The 23,092-nt window shown below is 62.6% G+C and carries 20 protein-coding genes; 10 read left to right on the top strand and 10 right to left on the bottom strand.

Annotation, left to right across the window (positions count from 1 at the left end):
• Positions 1–35: 35 nt before the first annotated feature.
• Complete coding sequence (gene glmU / locus MK6180000_RS04635) at positions 36–1,391, top strand: bifunctional UDP-N-acetylglucosamine diphosphorylase/glucosamine-1-phosphate N-acetyltransferase GlmU (RefSeq protein ID WP_138933673.1); 1,356 nt, start codon at positions 36–38, stop codon at positions 1,389–1,391.
• Positions 1,391–3,214 carry a glutamine--fructose-6-phosphate transaminase (isomerizing) gene (gene glmS / locus MK6180000_RS04630; protein ID WP_138933672.1) on the top strand — a complete coding sequence of 608 codons (1,824 nt, stop codon included), beginning with the start codon at positions 1,391–1,393 and terminating at the stop codon, positions 3,212–3,214. Before glmU ends, glmS begins: the two co-directional genes overlap by 1 nt.
• Positions 3,215–3,217: 3 nt before the next feature.
• On the opposite strand, the gene MK6180000_RS04625 is transcribed toward glmS, so the two are convergent.
• Positions 3,218–3,694: a D-galactarate dehydratase gene (locus MK6180000_RS04625; RefSeq protein ID WP_171054546.1), complete on the bottom strand. Its 477-nt coding sequence runs from the start codon at positions 3,692–3,694 to the stop codon at positions 3,218–3,220.
• A 130-nt stretch (positions 3,695–3,824) separates the two neighbouring features.
• Between MK6180000_RS04625 and moaA the strand changes: the two genes are divergently transcribed.
• Genes moaA through MK6180000_RS04610 form a run of 3 tightly spaced genes read left to right on the top strand, consistent with a single transcriptional unit; the run spans position 3,825 to position 7,198 of the window.
• On the top strand, positions 3,825–4,832 hold the full coding sequence (moaA, locus tag MK6180000_RS04620) for a GTP 3',8-cyclase MoaA (protein ID WP_138936338.1): 1,008 nt from the start codon (positions 3,825–3,827) through the stop codon (positions 4,830–4,832).
• 3 nt (positions 4,833–4,835) lie between these two features.
• Positions 4,836–6,128: a 3-deoxy-D-manno-octulosonic acid transferase gene (locus tag MK6180000_RS04615; protein WP_138933671.1), complete on the top strand. Its 1,293-nt coding sequence runs from the start codon at positions 4,836–4,838 to the stop codon at positions 6,126–6,128.
• 32 nt (positions 6,129–6,160) lie between these two features.
• A complete protein-coding gene (locus MK6180000_RS04610) occupies positions 6,161–7,198 on the top strand; it encodes a glycosyltransferase family 4 protein (protein ID WP_138933670.1) in 1,038 nt (345 codons plus the stop codon).
• On the opposite strand, the gene MK6180000_RS04605 is transcribed toward MK6180000_RS04610, so the two are convergent.
• A complete protein-coding gene (locus MK6180000_RS04605; RefSeq protein ID WP_138933669.1) occupies positions 7,195–8,355 on the bottom strand; it encodes a M20 aminoacylase family protein in 1,161 nt (386 codons plus the stop codon). The two genes, MK6180000_RS04610 and MK6180000_RS04605, sit on opposite strands and share 4 nt — an antisense overlap.
• A gap of 60 nt (positions 8,356–8,415) precedes the next feature.
• Positions 8,416–9,966, bottom strand: coding sequence for a nickel ABC transporter ATP-binding protein NikE (nikE, locus tag MK6180000_RS04600; RefSeq protein ID WP_171054545.1), 1,551 nt, complete (start codon positions 9,964–9,966; stop codon positions 8,416–8,418).
• A gap of 301 nt (positions 9,967–10,267) precedes the next feature.
• Between nikE and MK6180000_RS04595 the strand changes: the two genes are divergently transcribed.
• The 3 genes from MK6180000_RS04595 to MK6180000_RS04585 all read left to right on the top strand — a co-directional run bounded on the left by MK6180000_RS04595 (position 10,268) and on the right by MK6180000_RS04585 (position 13,881).
• Entirely contained in the window at positions 10,268–11,947 is a 1,680-nt protein-coding gene (locus MK6180000_RS04595; protein ID WP_138933667.1) for a peptide ABC transporter substrate-binding protein, read from the top strand.
• 109 nt (positions 11,948–12,056) lie between these two features.
• Positions 12,057–13,052 (top strand): ABC transporter permease, encoded by a 996-nt coding sequence (locus MK6180000_RS04590; protein WP_138933666.1) that lies wholly within the window; start codon positions 12,057–12,059, stop codon positions 13,050–13,052.
• A complete protein-coding gene (locus tag MK6180000_RS04585) occupies positions 13,027–13,881 on the top strand; it encodes an ABC transporter permease (RefSeq protein WP_246040429.1) in 855 nt (284 codons plus the stop codon). The genes MK6180000_RS04590 and MK6180000_RS04585 overlap by 26 nt, the downstream gene beginning before the upstream one ends.
• Positions 13,882–13,945: 64 nt before the next feature.
• On the opposite strand, the gene MK6180000_RS04580 is transcribed toward MK6180000_RS04585, so the two are convergent.
• The 5 genes from MK6180000_RS04580 to MK6180000_RS04560 all read right to left on the bottom strand — a co-directional run bounded on the left by MK6180000_RS04580 (position 13,946) and on the right by MK6180000_RS04560 (position 18,692).
• On the bottom strand, positions 13,946–15,040 hold the full coding sequence (locus tag MK6180000_RS04580; RefSeq protein ID WP_138933665.1) for an ABC transporter ATP-binding protein: 1,095 nt from the start codon (positions 15,038–15,040) through the stop codon (positions 13,946–13,948).
• 11 nt (positions 15,041–15,051) lie between these two features.
• Positions 15,052–15,849, bottom strand: a complete 798-nt coding sequence (locus MK6180000_RS04575; protein ID WP_138933664.1) for an ABC transporter permease — start codon at positions 15,847–15,849, stop codon at positions 15,052–15,054.
• On the bottom strand, positions 15,849–16,691 hold the full coding sequence (locus MK6180000_RS04570) for an ABC transporter permease (RefSeq protein ID WP_138933663.1): 843 nt from the start codon (positions 16,689–16,691) through the stop codon (positions 15,849–15,851). The genes MK6180000_RS04575 and MK6180000_RS04570 overlap by 1 nt, the downstream gene beginning before the upstream one ends.
• Before the next feature lie 64 nt (positions 16,692–16,755).
• Complete coding sequence (locus MK6180000_RS04565) at positions 16,756–17,874, bottom strand: ABC transporter substrate-binding protein (protein ID WP_138933662.1); 1,119 nt, start codon at positions 17,872–17,874, stop codon at positions 16,756–16,758.
• Positions 17,875–17,906: 32 nt separating this feature from the next.
• Entirely contained in the window at positions 17,907–18,692 is a 786-nt protein-coding gene (locus tag MK6180000_RS04560) for a creatininase (protein WP_138933661.1), read from the bottom strand.
• A gap of 90 nt (positions 18,693–18,782) precedes the next feature.
• On the opposite strand from MK6180000_RS04560, the gene MK6180000_RS04555 reads away from it, so the two are divergent.
• Both MK6180000_RS04555 and MK6180000_RS04550 read left to right on the top strand, forming a co-directional pair.
• A complete protein-coding gene (locus MK6180000_RS04555) occupies positions 18,783–19,679 on the top strand; it encodes a LysR substrate-binding domain-containing protein (RefSeq protein ID WP_138933660.1) in 897 nt (298 codons plus the stop codon).
• Between the two features lie 68 nt (positions 19,680–19,747).
• Positions 19,748–20,347, top strand: a complete 600-nt coding sequence (locus MK6180000_RS04550) for a flavin reductase family protein (RefSeq protein ID WP_138933659.1) — start codon at positions 19,748–19,750, stop codon at positions 20,345–20,347.
• A gap of 8 nt (positions 20,348–20,355) precedes the next feature.
• Here MK6180000_RS04550 and MK6180000_RS04545 read toward each other — a convergent pair whose 3' ends face one another.
• The gene (locus tag MK6180000_RS04545) at positions 20,356–21,798 is read right to left on the bottom strand and encodes a UdgX family uracil-DNA binding protein (protein ID WP_138933658.1); all 1,443 of its coding nucleotides are present in this window, start codon (positions 21,796–21,798) and stop codon (positions 20,356–20,358) included.
• Entirely contained in the window at positions 21,798–23,030 is a 1,233-nt protein-coding gene (locus MK6180000_RS04540; protein WP_138933657.1) for a putative DNA modification/repair radical SAM protein, read from the bottom strand. Before MK6180000_RS04540 ends, MK6180000_RS04545 begins: the two co-directional genes overlap by 1 nt.
• Positions 23,031–23,092: the final 62 nt, after the last annotated feature.

Below are 23,092 nucleotides of genomic sequence, written 5' to 3'. Positions count from 1 at the left end.
ACGGACGGACGCGTGATACAAAGGATTTCTTGTTAATGAGCACTGCCCTGATCGTCCTTGCCGCTGGTAAAGGCACGCGGATGAAATCTGACATGCCCAAGGTTTTGCACCCCATTGCGGGCGCGCCGATGCTCGTCCACGCCCTGCGCGCCGGGGCCACATTAGAGCCCGCGCGCATCGCCGTCGTCACCGGACATGGCGCGGACGCCGTTGAGGCGGCCGCATTGGAGCATGATCCCGAGGTTATCGCCGCCCGGCAAGAGCAGCAGCTAGGCACCGCCCACGCGGTCGGCTGCGCCCGCGCGGCACTCGCGGGCCATGACGGCGACGCGCTGGTTCTTTATGGCGACACACCTTTTATCCAGCCGGGCACGCTGGAGCGGATGATAGAGGCGCGGCGCGATCACGATATCGTGGTTCTCGGCTTTGAGGCCGCCGATCCGGGGCGTTATGGCCGCCTTGTGATGAACGGCGGCGCGCTGGAGCGTATTGTCGAGTTCAAGGATGCGTCAGAGGCAGAGCGTGCTCTAACATTCTGTAATTCCGGCGTTATTGCCGCAGATAGCGATACGCTGTTCCAACTGATCGACGCGGTCGGCAATGACAACGCGTCCGGCGAATATTACCTGACCGACATCATCGGCATCGCTCGCGCACAAGGCCTGACCGCCACCGCAATCGCCTGCGACGAGGCCGAGACACTCGGCGTCAATTCGCGCGAGGAGCTGGCCGCCGCCGAGGATCTGTTTCAATCACGCGCGCGCGCCGCCGCCTTCGAGGATGGCGTTAATTTTTATGCCCCCGGCAGCGTTTATTTCGCCTACGACACAGTCATAGGCCGCGATACGCTAATCGAACAGAACGTGGTCTTTGGCCCCGGCGTCACAGTAGAAAGCGGCGCACATATCCGTGCGTTCAGCCACCTTGAGGGATGTCATGTGGCCCGCGGCGCCATCGTCGGCCCCTACGCCCGCCTGCGCCCCGGCGCCGAATTGGCCGAGGATGTGCGCGTCGGCAATTTCGTCGAGATCAAAAATGCCGTGCTGGACGAAGGCGCCAAGGTGAACCACCTCAGCTATATTGGCGACGCGCATATCGGGGCGGGCGCGAATGTCGGCGCGGGCACAGTGACCTGCAATTACGATGGCGTGTCCAAGCATCATACAGCGATCGGCGCGCATGCCTTCATCGGGTCCAGCACGATGCTGATCGCGCCCGTACAAATCGGCGATCACGCCATGACGGCGTCGGGATCGGTCGTCACTCAGGATGTGCCGGACGGTGCGCTTGCGGTGGCACGTGCGCGGCAGGTCAACAAACCGGGGCTCGCACGCAAATTGTTCGATAAGTTAAAGCATGCCAAGAATAAGAACACAAAAGGGGCGTCATAATGTGCGGTATTGTAGGTATCCTTGGCCAGCATGAAGTGGCCCCAATGTTGGTCGAGGCCCTGAAACGGCTGGAATATCGAGGCTATGACAGCGCCGGTATCGCAACCGTAAACGAGGGCGTGCTAGGTCGGCGCCGCGCCATAGGCAAGCTGGTGAACCTCAGCGATCTGTTGGTTCACGAGCCGTTGGCTGGCAAATCAGGCATTGGCCACACCCGGTGGGCCACGCATGGCGCCCCGACGCTGGTAAACACGCACCCACATCGCGCGGGTGCCGTTGCCGTGGTGCATAACGGTATCATCGAAAACTACCGCGATCTGCGCGCCGAATTGGCCGAGGTCGGCATCGCCTACCAGACCGAAACGGATACCGAAACGGTCGCCTTGCTGGCACAGCATCATCTCGAGAGTGGGATGTCGCCTATCGAGGCCGCGCGCGCAACACTTGCAAAGCTGGAGGGAGCATATGCCCTCGCCTTTCTCTTTGACGGGGAACCGGATTTGATGATCGCCGCCCGCAAGGGTAGCCCGCTGGCCATTGGCCATGGCGAGGGCGAGGTTTATGTCGGCTCGGACGCCATTGCGCTGGCCCCTATGACCGACCGGATCACCTATTTGGAAGAGGGTGACTGCGCAATCCTAAGCCGGAGCGAGGTCACGATCATCGACGCAGATGGCCAAACTGTCCAACGTGAGGCCCGCACAATTCGCATCGACGCCGCGCGCATCGACAAGGCCGGGCACAAACACTTTATGTCCAAAGAAATCGCCGAGCAGCCGACCGTCATCAGCGAAACGCTTGCCAGCTATATCGCGCCGGATGCCAGCGACATCATTCTGCCCGGTGACGGCATTGATTTTGCATCCATAAACCGGATCACAATGGCGTCCTGCGGCACCGCCTACTACGCCTGCCTCACGGCCAAATATTGGTTTGAGCAACTAGCCGGACTGCCCGTGGAGGTCGATTTTGCGTCCGAATTCCGCTATCGCACCCCTCCGGTGACCGAAGGCACAGCCGCTCTCTTTGTCAGCCAGTCGGGCGAGACGGCAGACACGCTAGCCGCCCTGCGCTACTGCGCGCCGCTGGCGCAGACCATCCTCGCAGTGACGAACGTGCCCGAAAGCTCAATTGCGCGCGAGAGCGACTTGAACATGCCTATCCATGCAGGCGTCGAGATCGGCGTCGCCTCGACCAAGGCGTTTACCTGCCAACTCACCGTCTTGCTTTTGCTTGCGCTCAAGGCTGCGCATGCGCGCGGGCGCCTGACCGATGAGGGCTTCAAGGCCAAACTGGCATCGCTGCGCAGCCTACCGGCCACATTCAATCAGGCGATGAGCATCGAAGAGACGGTGCGCGGCGTTGCCTTGCGCATCTCTCAATCTCGCGATGTGCTGTTTCTAGGGCGCGGACGGATGTTTCCGTTGGCACTAGAGGGTGCCTTAAAACTAAAGGAAATCAGCTATATACACGCCGAAGCTTATGCCTCTGGAGAGTTAAAACACGGCCCCATCGCGCTGGTCGATGAGCAGATGCCAGTCGTCGTTATAGCCCCGCGTGACGCTCTCTTCGACAAGACGGTATCGAACATGCAGGAGGTTATGGCGCGCGGTGGCAAGGTGATCCTGATCACGGACGCAGCGGGCGCCAAGACGGCATCCGATGGCGTCTGGCAGACGATCATCATGCCAGATATCGACGACGATCTGGCGCCAATCCTCTATGCGATCCCGGTGCAGTTCCTTGCCTATCATGCAGCCGTCGCTAAGGGGACGGATGTGGATCAGCCGCGTAATCTGGCCAAATCAGTAACGGTTGAATAGCCACTATTTCAGCGAGAACACCTGCACTTCGGGCAGGCCCGTCAGCGGCGCCTCTATCACGCGCAAGGCAGCCAGAGACATCCGGCTGCCTGCACCCGCATCGCCCCCTAACGGGATCAAATCGACCTTTACCGACTTACCGTTGGCGGGATAAACGACGCGGCCCGGCCCCGGTTTCTTCACCAATGGCGTCTTGAGCCAGAAACCCGGCTCACCCGGCGCGCCAAGGCTGGCAATGGTCGTGCCCAGTGCCGTGCCGCCAGCGGCGGGCTGCGCGGCCGCCGCCTTGTCCGCCGCACTCGTGGTATCAAACTGCTCAACTGTGCGCGCATTCGGCGGCACCTTTGGCGCGGTTGAGGGTGCAGTTATTGTAGCCGGTTCTGCTTCGGGCGTCGGCGTGCGGCCGGGGGACAGCCAGTCCGGCGCCGCTGCGCAGCCCGCAACTACAGTCGCCGCTGAGATGAGGATCAAATTTTTCATATCGCCAGCCTATTGTGCGCCGCCAGCCCGTTCAATCCCCATCGGCCCCTGCGTGCAACGTACTGGCAATGCCCCGCCTTCGGCACATCGCCTATTGCCCCGCCCCGCCGCGACGCTTACCTTTTGGGGTATGAATACGCCCTTGATAGATCCCTTTCAGCGCGCCATCGACTACCTGCGTGTGTCGGTGACAGATCGCTGCGATTTTCGCTGTGTTTACTGCATGTCCGAGAACATGACATTCCTGCCGAAAAAGGAACTTCTGACGCTGGAGGAGTTGGACCGTATGTGCAGCGCCTTCGTCGGAATGGGCGTTCGCAAGCTGCGTATCACTGGCGGCGAGCCGTTAGTGCGGCGCGAAATCATGACGTTTTTTAACAGCATGAGCCGGCATCTGGAGAGCGGCGCACTGGCCGAACTGACCCTGACCACCAACGGATCACAGCTGGAGCGGTTTGCGGAGGGCCTTTATGCTGCAGGTGTGCGCCGCGTGAACGTGTCGCTGGATACTGCCGACGAACAGAAGTTTGCCGACATCACCCGCTGGGGCCGTCTGCCCCAAGTGCTGCGGGGCATTGACGCGGCGCAGAGTGCCGGGCTGCGGGTCAAGATTAACGCAGTTGCGCTAAAGGGCTTTAACGAGAGCGAGCTGTTCAGCCTTACGGAATGGTGCGCCAGCCGCGACATGGATCTGACGTGGATCGAGGTGATGCCAATGGGCGACATCGGCAACGAGGATCGGCTAAGCCAGTATTGGCCGCTCAAGGATCTGCGCGCCCGGCTGTCCGAGCGCTATACCGTCACCGACCTGCCCGAGCGTACCGGCGGCCCCGCACGCTATGTCCGGCTGGAGGAGACTGGACAAAAGATCGGCTTCATCACTCCGCTGACGCATAATTTCTGCGAAAGCTGCAATCGGGTGCGCCTGACCTGCACTGGCGAGCTGTACATGTGCCTCGGCCAAGAGGATATGGCCGATCTGCGCCCCCCCTTGCGGAATAATCCCGGCGATATCGCACCCTTGCAGGACGCCATCCGCGCCGCGATTGCCCGCAAGCCTAAGGGCCACGATTTCGACTATTCCCGGCAGGGCGTCGACGGCAAGATGCCCCGCCATATGAGCCACACGGGCGGCTAAGGGATGCCCGCCAGCCTCGGCCCGCCGACGCTATTGCTGCGCGTCTATGCGCTCGCATCCCGCGCAATTGCACCGCTGGCGATGCGGCGCGTGCAGCGCAAGCTGACCGCGCACGGCACCAGCAAGGCGCGCATAGCCGAGCGTATGGGCCATGCGTCGATGCCTCGCCCTGCTGGCGATCTACTATGGTTTCACGCCGCCAGTGTAGGTGAGAGCCTGTCGATCCTGCGCCTGATCGCGCATCTGGGAGAGACACATCCGGCGCTGAATTTCCTGATCACCAGCGGCACCGCGACCTCGGCCAGCATCCTTGCGCAGCGGATGCCGCCGCGCTGCCTGCACCAGTTTGCCCCACTTGACGCGCCTGCCGCCGTGACCCGGTTTCTAGATCATTGGCAGCCAAGCGCAGGCGTCTTTGTCGAAAGCGAGTTGTGGCCGAATATACTGCGCGTTGCCGCCCGGCGGGGCATCCCTCTGGCGCTGCTCAATGCGCGCATCTCCGACCGCTCGGCGCGCGGTTGGGCGCGGATCGGCGGCACCGCGCGCCATCTGCTAGGCCACTTCGCCATGGTACATTGTCAGGACGCACGCACAGCGGATCACCTACGCCGCTTGGGGTGCGATTGTGCGGCTGAGGGGGCGAACCTCAAGGCGATGGCTGGGCCGGTGCCCTATGATGCCGCGGCGGTGGCACAGTTAAACGCCCAGATTGGCGGGCGGCCGGTCTGGGCAATGGCCTCGACCCATCCGGGCGAAGAAGATGTGGCGATAACGGCCCACGTTTCGCTGCTGGAGGCGCAGCCTGAGGCGCTACTAATACTCATTCCGCGCCACCCAGAGCGGGCAGAAGGCATCGCCGCGATGCTGGACAAGGCCAATTTGCGCCACGCGCGTCGCTCGACCGGAGGCGAGGTTGACCCATCTACGCAGGTTTATCTGGCCGATACGTTGGGCGAGATGGGGCTGTGGTACGCCCTCGCTCCTATCGTCTGCGTCGGCGGCTCGTTCGTGCCCGTGGGCGGGCACAACCCCTACGAGGTGGCCCATGGCGGCGCGGCGGTTCTGCACGGCCCGCTCTACGCCAATTTCGCCGCAGCCTACGCCCAGATAGATGCGTCCGGGGCCGCCCGGCAGGTCGAGGATGCTGCGGCGCTGGCCGACGCGCTGCTGGAATTGAACGCTGCGCCCGATATGCTGGCGATCATGCAGAGCCGCGCCAGCCAGTTCGCCGCAGCGCAGGACGACCAGCTTGAGGATCTCGCATCCACCCTTTGCGCCGCGCTCAGGCTGGGTTAGGACGGGCCAGAGCGATGCGGGGAGCATGCGACTTGACCGAGCTGATCGTCACCAATTTCAACGCAAACTTTACTGGCGTGTCCGCCACGGCGGCAGGCGTGCTGCGCGCCCAAACGGCGCGATATGATCTGGCACTTGCAGGCCGCGCCCTGCCCGGTTGCCCCGCGCCTGTTACGGTAGCCGAGGCGCGTCGGCTCTCGCGCGACGTGCCGCCTGGTCGGCCCTTCGTCATCTGGCATGTTAGGCGCAATAGCGAGATGCGCAGCGCGCTCTGGGCGCGTGATGTTCTGCGCCTACCGATCCGCATTGTCTTTACCTCCGCTGCGCAAAGGCGTCATTCAGCGCTGCCCCGTTGGCTGATCTCGCGGATGGACGCCGTGATTGCGACGACGGCGCGCGCCGCAGATTTTGTGCCGCATGTGCGCGCCGTGGTCCCCCACGGCGTTGATTGCGCGACCTTTCACCCGGCAGAGGACCGCGCTGCCGCGTGGGCGCAGGCGGGCTACCCCGGCCAGCGCGGCATTGCCACAATAGGGCGCATTCGGCCCGAAAAAGGAACTGATCGCTTCGTTGATGCGATGCTGAAACTACTGCCGGGCCAGCCCGGTACAACGGCATTGGTCTTGGGGCGCGCGGGGCGTAGTGATCTTGCATTTCTGCAAGGACTAAAGGACCGTATCGCAGCCGTGCACCTGCAAGAGCGCATTCTGTTTCCCGGCGAAATCGCGCCCGACGCGCTGCCTGCCCTCCTGCGCGGCCTGTCTGCCGTAGTGCAACTACCGCGCTATGAGGGTTATGGCATGGCCCCGCTCGAGGGGATGGCCAGCGGTGTGCCCTTCGTTGCGACGGACGCCGGATACTACCGCGATTTCACAGGTAACGGAGCGGCGGGCCAGATCGTCGCGAATGCAGATGACGCGGCAGAGGCGCTGACAACATTACTAGGTGATCCCGCGCGCCACGCCGCGATGTCGGATGCCGCGCGGCAGATCGCGCAGTCCAAGTTCAGCGTCGAGGCAGAAGCAGACGGCATCGGCGCGGTCTATGAGGCCCTCTGGCGCGGGGCCTAAACAGGCATCCGCCGCTCTACGATCTCAGCCCACCAACTGCACCCAGCGGGGATGATCGCGTCGTCGAAGTCGTACTCGGCATTGTGAACCGCGGCCGTATCGCCATTGCCGACCAGGATGTAGGCGCCCGGCCGCTCCTCCAGCATATAGGCGAAATCCTCGCCGCCCATGACCAGCGGCGCATGGGCGCAATCGCCCGAGACCCCGCGCGCGACCTCGGCGGCAAAATCGGTCTGTTCGGGGTGGTTAACCATCACCGGATAGTTGCGCTGGTAACGCAGTTCCACGTTGCCGCCCATGGCCGCGCCCAGATGCTCGCAAATGCCGCGCAGCCGCGCCTCGGCCAGATCGCGCATGGCATTGTTCAGCGTTCGCACCGTGCCTTTCAGATGCACAGATCCTGGGATCACGTTGAACGCGGTGGTCGACGATTCGATGGATGTGACCGAGACGACCAACTGCTCGGTCGGATCAGCATTGCGGCTGGATATGGTCTGCAACATGGTAATCAATTGCGCGGACGTCACGATGGGATCGACGCCCTCATGCGGTTTGGCCGCGTGGCCGCCCCGGCCGGTTACGATCATTTCAAACTCGTCAGTCGAGGCGAAAAATGCGCCCGGCCGAATGGCAAAGCTGCCCGCTGGCACGCCCGGCCAATTATGCATCCCATACACTTCCTGAATGCCGAAACGGTCCATCAGGCCCTCTTCGCACATGACGGCAGCGCCCCCGCCGCCCTCTTCGGCGGGCTGGAATATGACGATGGCGGTGCCGTCGAAATTGCGCGTTTCGGCCAGATATTGCGCCGCGCCCAGTAGCATGGCTGTATGTCCGTCGTGCCCGCAGGCGTGCATTGCGCCCGGCACGGTGCTGGCATAGTCCGCGCCCGTCGCCTCAAGGATCGGCAGTGCGTCCATGTCGGCGCGCAGGCCCACGACCTTGCCCGAGGCGGATGCGCGGCCCTTTATAACGCCGACAACGCCAGTGCGCCCGATGCCTGTCACAACCTCGTCGCAGCCAAATTCGCGCAGCTTATCTGCCACCAGAGCACTGGTGCGGTGGGTGTCGAACATCAACTCAGGATGGGCGTGGATATCGCGGCGCCATGCAGTGATGTCGGCGTGTGTGTCGGCAAAACGGTTCTTGATGGGCATGATCATCTCCTTTGGCGCTCGGAGCGAGGATGAACCTCGCCGCGCCCGGCGTAAAGGGTGCTATTGCGGCGGCCTCGGGTCGCGGTCCAGTTCGCTGGCCGCGATCAGGGCGCGTGTGCGTGGATGGACCGGAGCCGACAGGATCTGCGCCGCCGCGCCAACCTCAATGATACGCCCCTCATCCATCACCGCGATTCGGTGCGCGATGCTGCGCGCCGCGCGCAGATCATGTGTCACGAACAGCATAGCAAGGCCGCGGCGGGCCTGCTCTGCCCGCAAAAGACGCAAAAGGGAGGCCGCCTGCACGGTATCGAGCGACGACAGCCCTTCGTCCACAACCACAATATCGGGGTTCAGCACCAGCGCGCGGGCGATCGCGGCGCGCTGTCGCTGACCGCCCGACACCTCGTGCGGGAATCGCTGCATCAGCTCTGGCGCGAGGCCCACCTGCGCGAACAGCGCCTCGATCTGTGCTGTGTTCACCGCCCGTCCGTAATTGCGCAAGGGATCGGCTACCTGCCGCCCTAGCTGGCGGCGCGGCTCTAACGCGGTCGCGGGGTCTTGAAATACCATCTGGATACTCGTGCGGGCGCCATGCACCTCGCGGCGCGACATCTGCGCGATATCGCGGGTGCGCCAGCAGACCGCGCCGCTTGCCAAACGCTCCAGCCCCAGCGCGGCACGGGCCAGCGACGACTTGCCACTGCCCGACGCGCCGACCAGCGCCAGTGTTTCGCCGGGTGCAAGCGCCAGATCGGCCAAATTCACCGCCGGCGCGGTGCTCCCGTAGCGCACAGTTGCCCCCTCCAGCCGCAGCAGCGGCTTAGCGGGGGCTGCCATTGTTGGCGGTGCTGGCAGCCGCGCCGCGTCGACCAACGCGCGCGTGCAGGCGTGTCGCGGCGCGGCAAGTACCTCGCGCGCTGCCCCCTCCTCGACGATGCGGCCGGCCTCCATCACGGCGACGCGCCCGCCCATGCGCTGCACCGAACGCATATCATGCGTGATCAGCAGCAGGGCCATCCCTGTCTCGCTCCGGTAGCTATCCAGCAGATCCAGAATGCCTGCACGCAGGTGCGCGTCCAGCGCCGTCGTCGGCTCGTCCGCGATCAGCAGGCGAGGGCCGCAAGAGAGCGCCGCCGCGATCGCAACGCGCTGGCGCATCCCGCCCGACAGTTGGTGGGGATAGGCGGCAAGGCACCCCTCGGGGTCAGGCATACCGGCGCGAGACAGTAGCTGAATACTGCGCGCCCGCGCGGCGGCCGCACCCAGCCCCAGATGTGAGCGCATCGCCTCGCCGACCTGCCGCTCGACGGTTAACACCGGGTTCAGCGTCGATGCCGGGTCTTGAAAGATCATCGCAATCTCGCGCCCGCGCAGATGGCGCAGCGCGGCGGGCCGCAGCGCCGCAAGATCGCATGTTGCACCGCCCTGCCCTGACCACATCGCACGGCCCGTGACTTCGGCGCCCGGCAGCAGCCCCAGCAGCGCAGCGGCAAGCGATGATTTGCCCGCTCCCGACGGTCCGATAAGGCTCAGCACCTCGCCCGGCGCAACACGCAGCGACACGCCAGACGCCGCAAAATGCACCGCACCCGAATGGCGCAGCGACATGTCTTGGATATCCAGAAGATTCGTAATCGCGGCATTCCTTGGAGGCGATGACAGGTTACAATCGCGCAGATTTAGGGCGCGGCCCCGCCCAGCCCCGCATACACCTGCAAATTGTCGCATCAATCCGACAGGCGCCGCAAGTTCCACCAGCACTTGCACGCTGAAATCGCTAGTTTTATAGCGTCTGGGGCCCTACGCTTGCGCAGGGGCGCCAATTTGCGCATATGGTCTGGTGCATTTTCTGGGGGATAATTTCATCACGAAACAATCCGGTGCCGCGTCTTTGGCCCTCGCCCCGTTGATGACCTGCCTCATTTTGGGCATTGCAAATGCCGCGCACGTCTCGGACGAGCGCGGAACTGATGGCGTTCTGCGTATCCTCTACTGGCAGGCGCCCTCGACGCTGAACCCGTACCTGTCGGGAGGCGTCAAGGATATCGAGGCGGCCTCTTTGGTGCTGGAGCCGCTGGCGCGTCTTTCGCCGGACGGCGAGATGATCCCGTGGCTGGTGCGCGAGATACCGACACTGGCCAATGGCGGCGTCGCGGCTGATCTGCGCAGTATCCGCTGGCAGCTGATTCCGGGTCTAAAATGGTCCGATGGCAGCCCCGTCACCTCGGCTGATATTGCATTTACCCATCGCTACTGCGTAGCGCCCGGCGCAGGCTGCGCACAGGCGGACAAATTTCGCGACGTGGCGCGCGTCGAGACGCCCGATGATCTGACCGCTGTATTGCATTTCGAAGAGCCGAGGCCGTTTCCCTATGGGCCATTCGTCGGCCCGCAGACACCTCTTTTGCAGGCAGCGCAATTCGCATATTGTCTGGGGCCGCGCGCGCCCGGGTGCACAGAGGCCAACTTCGCACCAATTGGTACGGGACCATTTAAAGTGGCCGAATTCAGGCCCGGCGACACCGCCCTATTTGAGGCAAATCCGGCCTACCGCGTGCCGGGGCATCCTGCGTTCGGCCATGTGCTGCTGAAAGGCGGCGGTGATGCGATGTCTGCTGGACGCGCGGTGCTGGAGACGGGCGAATTTGACTACGCATGGAACCTGCAACTGGGGCCGGAGGTACTGGCCGCAATGGCCGCGCGCGGCAAGGGTCAGGTCGTCTCGGCCTTCTCGACGCTGGTCGAAAGGATGGCATTTAACCTACAAGGCCCAGATGGACCATCGCCAGAGGACGCGCCGCTGCAGCCAAACACGGCGCTGTCGGATATAGCAGTGCGCCGGGCGCTGGCGATGGCGCTGGACCGCCAGACGATGATCGATATTGGCTACGGCGCGGCGGGGCGCGTCACCTGCAACATGGTGCCTGCACCGCCTGCCTATGCCTCGGCGGCCAACGATGGTTGCGCGGCGCAGGATCTGGACGGCGCGCGCGACGTGTTGGCGCAGGCTGGCTGGATCGACGCCGACGGCGACGGTGTACGCGAGCGCGGCGGCACAGAGCTACGGTTCGTTTTTCAGACCTCGGCCAACGCGGTGCGGCAGGACTTTCAGACGCTGGCCAAGGAATGGTGGCGCCAGATCGGCGCTTATGCGGAATTGCGAACTATAGACGCCTCGGTTTTCTTTAGCGGCGATCCCGGCAGCCCCGACACGTTGGAGAAGTTCGGCGCCGATATCGAGATGTACGCAAGCGCAACGGATGGCCCCGATCCCGAGGCATACCTAGCCGGATGGGCCTGCGACGCGGCGCCCAATGAGCAAAACGGCTGGCAGGGGCGCAATGTCGGCCACTGGTGCGATCCCGAATACGACGCACTGCTGAGCGAGCTGTCCAGCACTGCGGGCATGGCAGAGCGCGCCAAACTGTCGCGCGCGCTGAACGATATGCTTGTGCAGCAATACGTCGCGGTGCCGCTTGTCGATCGCGGACGCGTATCCGCACACGCCAATTCGCTGGGCGGCGTCCAGCTGAACGCCTGGGATAGCGAGCTGTGGAATATCGCTGACTGGTATCGCCTGCCGGGATAGCAGAGCTAACCCCAGGTGCGGCGTACATTGCGCGTCAGCCAGCCGCCGGCCTATGCTGGCCCAAGCGGGCGCCCGGCGCCTCCCTTCATCAGCCAAGGCATCCCTTTTCATGCGATCCCACGCCCTTCGCCGCCTCGCCATGACGATACCGACACTGCTGGTAATCTCAGCGGTGATCTTTGCCCTGCTTGAGTTCGCGCCGGGCGATCCGATGGCGCAGCTGCCCTCGACCATTCCGGCAGATGTGCGGGCGGAAATGCGCGAGGCGCTTGGCCTTGGGCAGTCCGCGCCGGTGCGGTATGGCATGTGGCTGTGGCAGATGGTGGTCGTCGAGCCGGCGATCGCACTGGGCGCCCTCACCGATGGCGAGGCGCCCCGCATCCTTAGTTGGCAAACGCGCGGACCGGTTATGACCCTAATCGCGCAGCGCCTGCCACAAACCGTGATCGTCATGGGCTCGGCCTATGTCATCGGCGTGATTGCCGCTATCGGTCTTGGAATTCTGTCGGCGGGGGGGCGGGGCGGGGCAATCGACCGCGCTGGCACCGGGCTGGCCGCAATGGGATATGCGCTGCCGCCGTTCTTTACCGCCGCGGTGCTGATTTATGTCTTCGCAATTCAGCTGGACTGGGCGCCGACGATCTACGACACGACGCTTCGCGTCACCGGGTGGGATAGCTTTGCCGCGCAGCTGCGGCAGATGGCGCTGCCGATTACCGTGCTCAGCTTGCAAACCACGGCGCAGATCACGCGTTATATGCGCGCGGCGATGCTGGATACGCTGGGGCAGGAATATATCCTCGCCGCCCGCGCCAAGGGACTGCGCGAGCGTACAATTCTGATGGTCCACGCCCTGCGCAACTCACTTATCCCGGTGGTCCCTGTTATCGCGCTTGGGGCGCCTCAGATCTTTGCAGGTGCGATCATAACCGAGAGTATTTTTGGCGTGAACGGCATCGGCCAACTGCTGATTACGGCGCTCAGGGCCGGCGATCTGCCGGTGGTGCAAACTGTCACGGTGCTGATTGCGGCGGCGATTGTGCTGGCAAATCTTGCGTCTGATCTGGCGCTGCCATGGCTTGACCCGCGTCTGCGCGATGCGTAGTCGGCGCGCGCCCCTCTTTGGCATTGCCCTGCTGTTGGGCCTTTCGGCGTTTGTCCTGATTGGCCCGCTGATATGGCAAGTAGCGCCAGCGCAAATGGACCTTCTTGCGCGCAATCAGGGTGCCACTTGGGCGCACCCGCTCGGCACAGATCAGCTGGGCCGCGACCTGATGGCGCGGCTGATGGTTGGCGGGCGCGTATCGCTGGCAGTGGGGTTTGTTGCGATGCTTTTGGCTACCGGCGTCGGCACTGCAATTGGCGTGGCGTCCGGCATGTCGCGGCGGCTGGACGGCCCGCTGATGCGGCTGACGGATCTCTTTCTTGCGCTGCCGCTGCTGCCGCTGCTGCTTATCGCCGCCGCACTATTTCGCGCGCCGCTTGCCGCCCGCTTTGGCCCCGAGGCGGGCCTCTTTGCGCTGATCACTATCGCTATTGGCGCGACGTCCTGGATGGGCACCGCACGCATCCTGCGCGGCGAGGTGCGCGCCCTGATGCAACGCGACTACATTCGCGCCGCACGCAGCATCGGCACGCGTGCGCCGCAAATGATCTGGCGTCATATATTGCCTGCCATTGCCGCGCCTCTGGGCGTATCTGCGGCACTGGGGATGGCATCCGCAATCCTTATGGAAAGCGCGCTCAGCTTTCTTGGCTTTGGGTTCGCGCCCGACATGCCCAGCTGGGGCCGGCTGCTCTTTGAAGGCACGCCAAATCTGGGCGCGTATCCGGGCCGCGCGCTGTGGCCCGGCGCACTGATCACGCTGGCCGCGCTCGGCGCCACGTCACTGGGCGACGCCTTGCGCGATCTGGCTGATCCACGCAAGGCGTAAGCTCGGGGCGCCGCCGTGGTTACCTAAAGTCGGGCAGCATCCGGCGGGTCGCCGCCCGCCCAGATCAGGCGTTCTCGCCCGGCAATACATGGCAAGCCGACGGTGCCCAATGCGCGATCAGCCGCGCGCCTGCGTGGCACTTCACGGCCTTCAACTCAGCATGCGATTTTTGCACCTTTAGTTCCTGCCCGGCGTCCGTCTCTAGGAACACCGTCGCTGTTGCGCCTAGAAACTCCTCGCCGACGACAGTGGCGGATAGCCCGTCCTGCCCTGCGTCCACAGGCGCCAGATCGAGATTCTCGGCGCCAACCATAAAGGTCACCTTGTCGCCGGTCTTGGCGTTCAGCAACTCTGACGTCGGCAGATCCACCTCGCCGCCGTCATAGGCGACCATGTGACCGCCGGGCGTCACCGCGCCCACAACCCCGTCAAAGATATTGGCCGAGCCAAGGAATTCCGCGACAAAGCGGTTGTGCGGCGCGCGGTAGATTTCCTCTGGCGTGCCGATCTGCTCGATCCGGCCGCGCGACATGATGACCACGCGGTCGGCCATTGCAAACGCCTCGGACATCGAGTGGGTGACATAGACAAAGGTGATGCCCAGATCCTTTTGCAGGTTCGACAGCACCGCCTGCATCCGCACCTTTAGGTGCGCGTCAAGCGCCGACAGCGGCTCATCCAGCAGCAAAATCTTTGGCTCTGTCACCAAGGCGCGCGCGAGGGCCACGCGCTGGCGCTGACCGCCCGACAACTGGTTAATGCCGCGATCCGCGAATTCGGTGATCTGCATCTTGTCCAGCCACTTGCGCGCACGCTCGGCGCGTTCAGCCTTGCCCACGCCGCGCATTTTCAGCGAAAACTCAACGTTTTCCTGCACCGTCAGGAATGGAAATAGCGCAAGGCTCTGCCAGACCATCGGCGTGTCGCGATCCCACGTGGCGCGGCCGTTCACCCGTTCGCCGTCCAGATAGATATCGCCCGATGTGGGATCTTCGAGGCCCGCCAGCATCCGCAGCGTCGTTGTCTTGCCGCAGCCGGACGAGCCCATGATCGCCATGAACTCGCCTTGGCCAATCTCAAAATCGGCCTTCTCCACGGCAACAAAATCACCGAACTTCTTGACGACATTGTCGAACTTGACGATCGCGGGGGGTGTCATGGATCCGTCCATTATTTCGAGCCCTCATTAGGATTTCGGAGCAGCAGCTGCGCCAGCACGATCAGCGTCATGGAGCTGAGAAAGGCGAGCGAGCCGATGGCATTGATGCGCGGGCTGACCTGCCCCTGAAGGAAGCCGAGGATTTTGACCGGCAGCGTTTCATTCAGGCCCGAGACGAACCACGCGACGGCAAACTCGTCGAATGACACCGCCATCGTGATGAAAAGCGCCGCGAAAATCGCAGGGCGTGTGAAGGGAATGATGACGTGGCGGAGCGTGGCCCATTCATTGCCGCCAAGGTTCCACGCGGCCGCCTCCAGGTCCGGGTCCATCTGCGACAGACGAAGGCGGATGATGGCCATGGCAAATGGGCTGCACATGACGCCATGCGCGATGACCACCGATATCGTGCTGCCCGACAACTGGATGCGCGACAGGAACGCCAGCATGGCGAGGCCCATAATCACCACCGGGATTGTGGGTGGCAACAGCGCCAGCGCCAGATAAAAAGACTTGCCGAAAAAGTTGTAGCGATAGTCGGTATAGGCGCCGCCAAAGCCGAGGATCGTGGCAATCACGGCGACGATCAAACCGACGATCACCGTGTTGGCAAAGCCTGACCAGACCAGCGGATCGTTCCAGATCGCGCGATACCAATCGAGCGAGAATTCCCCCAAGGGCAGCGAAGGAAAGCGGTCCGAATTCAAGGAAAAGACAAAGCTGCCGGCGATGGGCGCAAAGATAAAGATCAGGCACAGCGCGATATGCAGCATCAGCCAGCCGTTGATGAGTTTGCTCTCGTTGCCCATTACTTGCCCCGCTCCTTATAGGCGTAGGTGATGGCGGCAAAGGCCACGGTCATCAGCGTCGCGATCATCATGATGGCCACCACGGCGGCGCGTGGCCATTGCTGGCCCGATTTGGTGATGTCAGTGATCATAATCGACAGCGTCGGTGGGTTGCCACCGCCCAAATATAGCGGGCTGACAAAATCGCCAAAGCTGAGGATGAAGGCGAAAAGCGCCGCGATAACGAGGCCAACCTTGGCCGACGGCACTATCACCGACGCCACCGTGCGCAGCCGCCCGCAGCGCAGGTTATGGGCGGCCTCAATCAGGTCGCGATTGACGAAATTGAGGCTGAAGGTTTGCAACAAGATCACAAGCGGCAGGCACAGCGTGACCATCCCGACCAGCGTGCCAAACGTGTTGTTCAGCATCGGATAGGGGCCAAGGCCGACATAGCTAAGGGCCGCGTTGATGATACCCGCATCGGTCAGGAACACCTGCCATGAATAGACCCGCACCAGATAACTGGTGAAAAACGGGATGATCAGCACAAAGATCATCCACCGTTTGGCTCGTTCGCTGAGTTTGAACGAGATCGCGTAGCTGGCCGGAAAGGCGATGGCGCTGGTCAGGACCGCAGCCGACGTCGCCAGAATCATCGTGCGCAAGTAGGCATCCCAAAAGACGCCCCGCGTCAGGATGCGCTGCCAGTTCGCGAAGCTCATATCGGGCTGCATCTGGAACATTTTGACCGTCCAAAAACTGATCGCGATCAGAAATAGGAGCGGAAAGAGGAAAAAGGCCAGCTGCCACAAGAGCAGCGGCATTGCCAAAACGAGCGAGAACAGGCTGGGGCGTTTCATCATGCACGTCCGGGATCAGGGGGGTGTGCCGGGGGCCGCTGCAGTGCGGCACCCGGCATGTCGCTTAGGAGGCTTTGTAGTCCGACCAAAAGTCATTCCACGTGCCCAGATCCTGCTGCACGGGCAGCTGGCGGAACTGGATGCGACCGTCGCGGATCATGTCCATGACATTGGCCTCACCCATCACCATCTTCTGCCGCTTGGCCTCGGCGGGGTTGGTTTCATTCAGCACCTTCCAGCCAGCTTCGGACGGGATCAGCGCCGGGTATGCGGCCATGTCAGCCGATTTCGCCTGACCCTCGGGCGAGGTGATGTACTGAATCCACTTGTTGGCCATCTCGTAGTTCTTGCTGCCTTTGCCGATCGAGAACGACTCGGTCCATTGCAGGCCGCCCTCCTCGGGGATGACGCTGCGCACATTCGCGCCGTTTTTTTCGAGCACGCCCGTGATCCAATCGCCGATCCCAGCGAAGAGGGTCATCTGGCCGCTTTTGAGCGAAGAGAACGTTCCGCCGTAGTCAAAGAAACCGCCAACCTGCGGGCGCAATCCCATCGTGGTTTCCTGGACCGCAGCCCATGCTGCCTCGTCGATATCGTAGGGCGAAGCGTTGCCGTTCCACAGGCTCATCTGGCCAAGGTTCGGCAGGTGCCAGTCGAAATGGCCGAGCTTACCAGTGGCCCGTTCGTCCGCGAAAATATCGTACGTCGATGCCTCTTTTTCGCTGAACTCGTCGGTGTTGTACGACACACCCAGAAAGCCGAATCGCGTGATAACGGAGTACAGCTTGTCCCCGTCCCAGTGACCCGGAAATTTCTGAAATTCGGGAAAGAAGTCGTCGAAGGCATAATCGGCCGCAGTCAGCTCTTGGATATAGCCCGCTGCGTTCAACTGCTGGACATATTCGCCATCCGACAGGATCACGTCATAGGTTCCGGGGGGCGACTGAGCGATGAGGCCCAGCATGTTGTCGCCGCCAGTGTAGTACTTCGGCGTGAACTTGACGTTGTTCGCCTCCTCAAACTCACCGACGATGTCGGGCTCGGCGTGGCCATACCATGCCAGCATCGACAGGTTTGTCGTCTGCGCCGCAGCGCGGATCGATAGGAAAGGTGTCGCCAGCGCGGCGCCGGCGGTCATGGTCAGCAACTTGCGGCGCGTTGGCCGGGCCAGATGGGATGTCATGTTGGTATACTCCTTGTTGGTGTTTTTTATTTTTATGTCGGTAGCTCAAATTCAGTGCGCAGCGCGGCCACGATGCCGCGCGTGCAGACGTCGAGCAGAATATCGCCCTTCTCCGGCGTCGCATCCTTGGCCGAGGACAGCGTGCCGCTGGCTGGCGTCCATTCGGGGCGCGCAGGGTATACGTCATAGGGCGGAAAGGTGGCGGGCGGATGATCAACGGCGTCCTGAAGCGATACAAGATCGGGGTGCAGGCGCAGCATCAGCGACGTCTCAAGCACGCCACCATGTTCGATATCCCAGCCAAGGAAACCGTCCGGGTAGAGCCGCTTTATCGAGGCCTTATCGACGAAATCCCAGTAACTGAGGACCATCACCTTAACATCCGTAATCCCGTCCCAGCGCAATTCGCGCAGGGCCAGATCAATGGCCTCGGTGATGAACCATGAATTCTCAAAATGGCCGTTGACGATGCACAGCTTGCGCGTGCCGTGGCGGACGAACTCCTTGACCACATCCTTGAGCGCGTTGACCAATGTGGCGCCGTCCAGACTGGTCGTGCCGGGAAAGAAGTTACCGCCACCCGATTTCTGGTGGGACTTGTAGCCATAGGTAAAGGGCGGCGCGACCAACCCACCCGCCTCGGCAGCGGCGCGCCGGGCAAACTCGGTGGGCAGCAATACGTCGACATGCATGGGCATGTGGTGGCCATGCTGCTCCATCGACCCCAGCGGGATCAGGATCGGCACATCGCCCCCCTCAACGCGGGCCTGATAGGCGGGCCACGGCAGTTCGGCGGCGAAAACGGTATCCTTTGGCATGACGTCCTCTTGATTTAGAGCATTCAGAGGCTAGGACGACTTGCGCGCATAGTGAAATTTATAGTACCAATGATTGCATAAGGATTGTTAATGACGCGCCGGTTCACCAACCTTCAAACAGACCTGCTGCGCACCTTCGTGACGGTCGTGGATCTGGATAATTTCACCGAGACGGGCAACGTCTTGGGGCGGACCCAGCCTGCCATATCGCTTCAGATCAAGCGGCTGGAGGCGGTGTCGGGCGGCAAGCTGTTGAACTTCAACGGCAAACGGATCGAGTTGACAGCTCATGGCCAGACTCTGCTGGGCTATGCACGTGATATTTTGCGGCTGAATGATCGAGCCGTTGCCAACCTGCATGATGCGCGCATTCTGGGAACCCTGCGCATCGGGCTGCCGGTCGACTACGCGGTCGACTATTTCCAAGGGATTATCGCCCGATTCGCGCGTAATAATCCCGACGTTTTGCTGGATATTCGCTGTGACCGCAGCGCCGCTCTGGTCGACGCGCTGCATCAAGACACGCTGCACATGGCGCTGGCCGTTACCGATAGCATGCCCGCGCCGCATGTGTCGCTTTATTGGGCAGAGCGGCCCGTCTGGGTCTGCGGGCCAGACTACCAGATTGATCCGGGCCGCCCCGTTATGCTGATCGCCCACCCTGAGGGATGCTTTTATCGCAGGCGGATGCTGGACGCACTAAACGCCGAAGCGCGCAGCTGGCACGTCTCGTTTGAGAGCCCCGGCATCTCGGCGGTGCAAAACGCAGTGATGGATGGCATGGGCGTGACGGCCCTAACGGTCAAGACGCTGCTGCCCGAAATGCGGATACTAGGGCAGTCCGAGGGGTTCTTTCCGCTCGCGAACATTCATATCGGCCTGTTTTATAAGCACGTCAACATGTCTGATGCGGCGCTCAAGCTGATTGAGCAGATCAGCGAAGGGGTCAAGACCTTTCGCAAGCCGACCCGTGCTGGTGCAGCCTGAACGTCGCTCGACACTGGCGGGCTGCGGGCTAGAATGCACCAGCGGACACGCCACATCAGGAGACACTTATGAATTACGGCGACGACCGACCGAACGCCCTGCCACACAGCCCGTTCAAGGCGATCATCGCGCCCCGCCCCATCGGCTGGATCGGCACGCTTGATCCCGGCGGAAAGGCCAATCTGGCGCCCTATTCGTTTTTCAACGCTATCGGGTCGAACCCTGACATGGTGATGTTCAGCAGCGAAGGGGCCAAACACTCATCGACCTACGCGCGCGAGCGGGGGGAATTCACTTTTTCGCTCTCTACCGAGGATCTGGCTAAGCAGATGAATATTTCGTCCGGCGACGAGCCATCTGGCGTCAACGAGTTCGAGATCGCGGGGCTGGAATGTGGCACGCCCGTCGTCATTCAAACGCCCTTTGTCGCCGCCAGTCCTGCCGCGCTGGAATGCGTCACACTAGAGGTGCGCCAACTGAGCGACCGGCACGGCACCCTGCTGGACCGCTATTTGGTGATAGGCGAGGTCGTCCAGACGCATATCCGAGACGAATATATAAAGGATGGGCGCTTTGATACGGAGGCCGCACGGCCTATCGCGCGCATGGGATACCACGATTATTCGACCGTCACCGAGGCATGGGAAATGCGCCGGCCCAAGCGTTAGAGGCGCGATCAGGTGCCAGCGGTTTGAACATGCCGCGCGGCCAGCGCCAGATCGGCGCGGAACGCTGCTGTCGCCTCTGCCTGCGCCTCCGCATTTGGCAGTCGCAGCAGGTAGGATGGGTGGACCGTGATCAACACGTCGTGGCCAAGGCTTCCTTGCTCAATTGCGCCGCGCCGGGCAGTGACGCGCGCGCCCGTCCCGGTCAACGCCTGAGCCGCAGTCGCCCCCATCGCGACGATCAGGCGCGGTGCGGCGCGCGTAATCTCGGCGTTTAGCCACCATTTGCAGTGATCAATCTCATCGCTATTGGGGCGCTGGTGGATGCGGCGACGCCCGCGCGGGGTGTGTTTGAAATGCTTGACCGCGTTGGTCACGTAGGCCCCGCCGCGATCCAGCCCAGCCTCCTGCGCGACCTTGTCGAATAATTGCCCGGCAGGTCCGACAAACGGCCGCCCGGCCAAATCCTCTTGATCGCCCGGCTGCTCGCCGACGATCATCAGCGGTGCATTCTGCGGCCCCTCGCCGCAGACAGCCTGCGTCGCGTTGCAATGCAGCGGGCAGCGGGTGCAGGTGCGGATCGCCGCTTCAAGCCCCTCACCAGTATCTGCCCATACCGACGTCAGGCGCGCCTGTTGCGCCTGTGCGCTGGCCGCCCTTAGTGGCGGCAGCGTGGGCGCGGCGGCGGCCATGGCAAGGGCGCGGGCGGGTGCGTTTGCGATCAGATCAGGGATCGCCGCCGCCTCTGGCAGGTTTTTCCAATATTTGCGGGGCATTTCGGATGTCATCGCATTTACCTTCAGCCGCGCGGGGTTAAAGATGTTGCGGAAATAGGTCAGCCACAGTTCCTCGCTCGCGTCCTCTGGCAGTTTGGGCGCAGCCTGCCCTGCCTCTAATGCGACCTCGCCGCCCTGATAAATTGCGGTGACGTCGGGCGTGACGATGCGCCAATCCATATCGGCGAACCTGTCGCGGAAAAATGACGCGTTCATTTCCAGCGTGTAATGCGACGGCTCAAACCACGCGGCAAAGCTGCGGCGGTTCGCACCCGGCGCGCTAATCTCGCGAAAGCGGACAAATGCGCGCATCTTGTGGCGGCAGCGATGCACGGCCTTTTCCATCTGGCGCAGTTTCACGAGGTCCGGATCAGCGCGATCCGACATCAGATGCGGCTGACTACGTAGTCGCCACAGCAGGGAATAGAGCCGCGCAAAACGCTGCGGATCGCTATGATAGCAGACCGAATTTGCCATCGCGACAAAGCTACGCGGCACAGTCAGCGCCGCCGCGCTGGTCGGTACTGCGCCCTCTGCGCCAAAAAGGTCAGGTGCATCCCCCTGCCCCTCGGCATTCCAGAGCGTATCGCTTGGCGCAACGCCAGCGGCCAGCAGACCGCGCGCTGCATCGCGCCATACAGTCGAAGCACCGATCAGCGGCACAGTCACGCAGCGCATCAAAAAAGGTTCAGCTGCTCGGGCGGGGGCGCGAACCGGGCGCGCAGATTGACGCTGTCGATCAGCTGGCCCGGCGTCCAGCCACCTGCCGTGACAAACGCGCCCGCCTTCTTCATCGACGCGCCCATGCGCGCAATGTCGTCGTACCGAAGATGGCGATGGCGGCGCGTGGTCAGAATGCGGTTGACCGTTTTCACGCCGAACCCCGGCACCCGCAGCAGCAACTCGCGGGTGGCGCGATTGACGTCCAGCGGGAACAGGCCGCGATGGGCGAGCGCCCAAGCCAGTTTGGGATCAATATCGAGATCGAGGTTGCCATCCGGCGTAACCGACGTAATCTCCTCTACGTTGAAGCCATAAAACCGCAGTAGCCAGTCGGCCTGATAGAGCCGATGTTCGCGCTGGAGAGGCGGGCTAATCAGTGGCAACTTGGCCGAGCTGTCGGGGATCGGCGAGAAAGCCGAATAATAAACGCGGCGCAAACCATAACTGGAATAAAGCCGCGTGGATTGGCCCAGCACAGTGGCGTCGGTTGACGCGTCTGCGCCGATTATCACTTGGGTTGATTGCCCAGCGGGGGCAAATTTCGGCGGCCGCTTGCCCGTGTGGCTGCGGTCCTTTGACTGCTCGCGGCGTTGGCGCACATCAGCCATCGCGCGGCGGATCTGGCCGGGGTTCTTTTCGGGCGCGTAGGTGCTGAGCGCGGCGTCGGTCGGCAGTTCCACATTAATCGACAGGCGATCCGACAGCAGCCCGGCCTCGTCAATCAGTTCGGGCGAGGCGTCGGGAATGGTTTTCAGGTGTATGTAGCCACGAAACCCCTCTTCATGCCGCAGCTTGCGCGCGATCTGGACCATGTCCGACATGGTCGCGTCGGGCGAACGGATAACACCGGACGACAGGAACAGCCCTTCGATATAATTGCGGCGATAGAATTCGATGGTGAGTTTCACCACCTCATCGACGGAAAACCGCGCGCGCGGCACGTTGGATGACACCCGGTTGATGCAATAGCTACAATCGTAGATGCAAAAATTCGTCATCAAAATTTTCAGCAGGCTGATGCAGCGACCGTCGGGTGCGTAGCTGTGGCAAATGCCGGCCCCGGTGTTGGAGCCGATGCCGCCCGAGCGCGCATTGCGTTTCGTTCCGCCCGACGACGCGCAAGAAGCGTCGTATTTGGCGGCATCGCTCAGAATCGCGAGCTTTTGATCTAGGGTTTGGCGGGTCATATGTTCATCATATGTTCCGCTGGAGTGCGTTGACAAGTGGGCGACATGCAAACCCGCCGAAA

Origin of the sequence: Roseovarius arcticus (assembly GCF_006125015.1) — a bacterium.
GTDB lineage: Bacteria > Pseudomonadota > Alphaproteobacteria > Rhodobacterales > Rhodobacteraceae > Roseovarius > Roseovarius arcticus.
This window is presented reverse-complemented; position numbering and strand designations above follow the sequence as displayed.

Bases quoted from the DNA above. Each gene is read 5' to 3' on its own strand.
- moaA (WP_138936338.1), top strand. From the start codon at position 3,825: ATGAATACGCCCTTGATAGATCCCTTTCAGCGCGCCATCGACTACCTG.
- MK6180000_RS04590 (WP_138933666.1), top strand. From the start codon at position 12,057: ATGCGATCCCACGCCCTTCGCCGCCTCGCCATGACGATACCGACACTG.
- MK6180000_RS04550 (WP_138933659.1), top strand. From the start codon at position 19,748: ATGAATTACGGCGACGACCGACCGAACGCCCTGCCACACAGCCCGTTC.
- MK6180000_RS04575 (WP_138933664.1), bottom strand. From the start codon at position 15,849: ATGGGCAACGAGAGCAAACTCATCAACGGCTGGCTGATGCTGCATATC.
- MK6180000_RS04540 (WP_138933657.1), bottom strand. From the start codon at position 23,030: ATGACCCGCCAAACCCTAGATCAAAAGCTCGCGATTCTGAGCGATGCC.
- MK6180000_RS04565 (WP_138933662.1), bottom strand. From the start codon at position 17,874: ATGACATCCCATCTGGCCCGGCCAACGCGCCGCAAGTTGCTGACCATG.
- MK6180000_RS04605 (WP_138933669.1), bottom strand. From the start codon at position 8,355: ATGCCCATCAAGAACCGTTTTGCCGACACACACGCCGACATCACTGCA.
- MK6180000_RS04555 (WP_138933660.1), top strand. From the start codon at position 18,783: ATGACGCGCCGGTTCACCAACCTTCAAACAGACCTGCTGCGCACCTTC.
- glmS (WP_138933672.1), top strand. From the start codon at position 1,391: ATGTGCGGTATTGTAGGTATCCTTGGCCAGCATGAAGTGGCCCCAATG.
- MK6180000_RS04595 (WP_138933667.1), top strand. From the start codon at position 10,268: ATGACCTGCCTCATTTTGGGCATTGCAAATGCCGCGCACGTCTCGGAC.
- MK6180000_RS04625 (WP_171054546.1), bottom strand. From the start codon at position 3,694: ATGAAAAATTTGATCCTCATCTCAGCGGCGACTGTAGTTGCGGGCTGC.
- MK6180000_RS04580 (WP_138933665.1), bottom strand. From the start codon at position 15,040: ATGACACCCCCCGCGATCGTCAAGTTCGACAATGTCGTCAAGAAGTTC.
- nikE (WP_171054545.1), bottom strand. From the start codon at position 9,966: ATGTCGCTGCGCCATTCGGGTGCGGTGCATTTTGCGGCGTCTGGCGTG.
- MK6180000_RS04560 (WP_138933661.1), bottom strand. From the start codon at position 18,692: ATGCCAAAGGATACCGTTTTCGCCGCCGAACTGCCGTGGCCCGCCTAT.
- glmU (WP_138933673.1), top strand. From the start codon at position 36: ATGAGCACTGCCCTGATCGTCCTTGCCGCTGGTAAAGGCACGCGGATG.
- MK6180000_RS04545 (WP_138933658.1), bottom strand. From the start codon at position 21,798: ATGCGCTGCGTGACTGTGCCGCTGATCGGTGCTTCGACTGTATGGCGC.
- MK6180000_RS04615 (WP_138933671.1), top strand. From the start codon at position 4,836: ATGCCCGCCAGCCTCGGCCCGCCGACGCTATTGCTGCGCGTCTATGCG.
- MK6180000_RS04570 (WP_138933663.1), bottom strand. From the start codon at position 16,691: ATGAAACGCCCCAGCCTGTTCTCGCTCGTTTTGGCAATGCCGCTGCTC.